The organism is Actinomyces sp., assembly GCF_030530635.1.
Taxonomy (GTDB): domain Bacteria; phylum Actinomycetota; class Actinomycetes; order Actinomycetales; family Actinomycetaceae; genus Actinomyces.
The window spans coordinates 1-2,306 of the sequence record NZ_JAUMUL010000105.1 but is presented as its reverse complement, the minus strand read 5'-3'; the positions used below and the strand labels follow the sequence as shown (position 1 = coordinate 2,306).

The following is a 2,306-nucleotide window of genomic DNA, read 5'->3' as shown; positions in this document are numbered from 1 at the left end:
GAGACCGGGCGGGGGACCCGGGCGGTGACGGCGAGGGTACGGGTGGAGCCGTCGGCGCCGGTGACGGTGAAGGAGACGACCGCACACCTCGTATTCACGCCGCCCACCGTGCAGTCCTGGGTGGCGACGCCGTCGGGGAGCGAGAAGGTGAGTGTCGCCCGACCGGTCTCGGGCAGGCCCGGAGTGACCGTCTGATCGACGTCGCTCGTCGCCAGGGTGCGGGTGGAGCCGTCTGTCATGGGGACGGCGGCGCCGATGGACACGGCCGCGGCGCCCACTCCCTGTTCGGCGGTGGCCGAATAGCTCAGGCCGGTGAAGCGGGCCGTCGCGGTGTCGCCGTCGGTCGTGAGGGCGGTGCCGACCTGGTGCTTGCGGTAGGAGGCGGTGGCCGGGGAGACCCGCGCCAGGTACTCGGAGGTGACAGTGCGGTCGAGGATGCCGGTGTTGACCATCGTCCGCTCGCCGAGGGTGTCGAAGTTGTCGCCGCCTGCGAGCAGGAAGGTGTTGGAGGCGACGGTGACGCTCGCCGCGTCGTCGAGCAACTCGCCGTCGATGTAGACGGCGTCAATGACTCGCGAGCGGGCGTCAGCGATATCATCGGCGAGGCTGGTCAGGAGTGCGTTCCTCTCCTCCTCGGAGGGAGCGGTGGAGATCCGCGTGAAGTAGTCCTCGAGTTGGTCGGCGGCGTCCTGGTCCAGGTAGACCTCGACGTTGTCCGAAGTTCCGAGCATGAGGGCGGCGCGCGTCGTCGTCGGCTGGAACTGCTCGGCCAGCACCTGCTTGACCTGGGCGCCCGTGTAGGTCGCGTAGGCCATCTCATTGCCGAAGGGCTGCACCGTGTAGGCCTGACCCGCGGTGAGTTCGCCGACCCGGTAATCGGCGCGTACACCGCCGGGATTCATCAGCCCGATCGCGTGGTCGGTGTCCGGCTGGATATCTGCGGAGAGCCAGGAGGCGAAGGAGGTGGCGATCAGGTTGGAGGCGGTGGACTCGGTGGAGCGGTTGGCACCGTAGTCCGAGCCGGTGTCGGTGCCGCGGTAGAAGTTCGAACCGAGGGTGGTCACGACCGTGTTGCCCGCGGCCTCGGAGTCCGTCTTGGCCTGCGCGACGATCCCGGCCACGCCGTAGGCGTCGGTGGTGCAGTCGGAGTCCGTCAGGTCGAGGTTCCGGACGGTGGCGGCGGTGACGTCCTTGGTGCCGTCGGCGGCCGTGGTAACTGTCAGCGCGATCTCGCCGAGTTTGAGGCCGTAGTGATCGGGTTGGACGACGGCGATGTCCGTGCCGTCCGTTGACTTGACGACGTCGGCGAAGGGCACGTGGGTGTGGCCGGCGACGACGGCATCGACGGCACCGTTGAACTGGTTGCCGTAGATGGCGGCGTCCTCGTGGGCCAGCACGACGACCACGTCAGCCTCCCCGTTGGCGGCGTCCCCGTCCTTGAGGGTTCGGGCGCGCGCGTTGGCGGTGGCGGTCGCGTCGGCGACCGTGAGGCCCTCAAGCGCAGACTTGGACACCAGGCTGGGCAGATCTTCGGTGACGACACCGACGAAGCCGACCCTGACGCCGTCGACCTCGGTGATCCAGGTGCCGTTGCCCGAACCCTCAGCGTCCAGGGCGGCATTGCCGGTGACGTTGGCGGACAGGACCGGGGCGTTGAAGGCGGGCAGGAGGCGATCGGCGAGGTCCGTGATGCCCTTGTCGAACTCGTGGTTGCCGGCGCTGGTGACATCCAGACCGATGGCGTTGAGGACGTCGATGGTGGGCTGGTCGTCGAGGACGGAGGAGATGTAGGCGCTGCCGCCGACGTTGTCACCGTTGGAGACGAACAGCGTGCTGGGGTTGCGTGCGCGGGCGGCGGCGACCTCGCAGGCCAGGGTGACGGCGCCGGGCTCCTCACTGGTGGTCTCGATGTGGCCGTGCAGGTCGGTGATGCCGAGGATGTTCAGCGTGGTGGTGTCATCTGCGGGCGCTGCGGCGGCCGTGGTCGGGGCGGTGAGCACCGGCGTGAGGGTGCCCAGGGCGAGGGCCGCCGTGAAGGCGGCGAGGCGGCGGTATAGGTGTGGCATGAGCGATCCGGGAGGTCAGTGGGGCGGAGGACCCGCCCAGTGTATGCCACTTCACATCGCTACTGGAATCGGTTGTGCGACTCCAAATGCACTCAGGAGCCACATAATCGGCAACCGGACAACCCAGGCAACCCCCGTGGCCGCGGCGCGCCAACAACGCGTCGAGGCCGGCCAGGGCGACCGACCTCGACGGTTGTATCTACCGACCTCGGCACGTAACTTCTACCGACCTCGGCACGT

Annotated in this window: 1 protein-coding gene; it reads right to left on the bottom strand. The window is 68.7% G+C overall.

The genetic code is table 11. From position 1 onward, the window contains the following. Positions 1-2,066, bottom strand: a 2,066-nt coding sequence (locus Q4A20_RS14585; protein ID WP_303124086.1) for a bifunctional UDP-sugar hydrolase/5'-nucleotidase, incomplete at its 3' end; no start/stop codon positions are given. Positions 2,067-2,306: the final 240 nt, after the last annotated feature.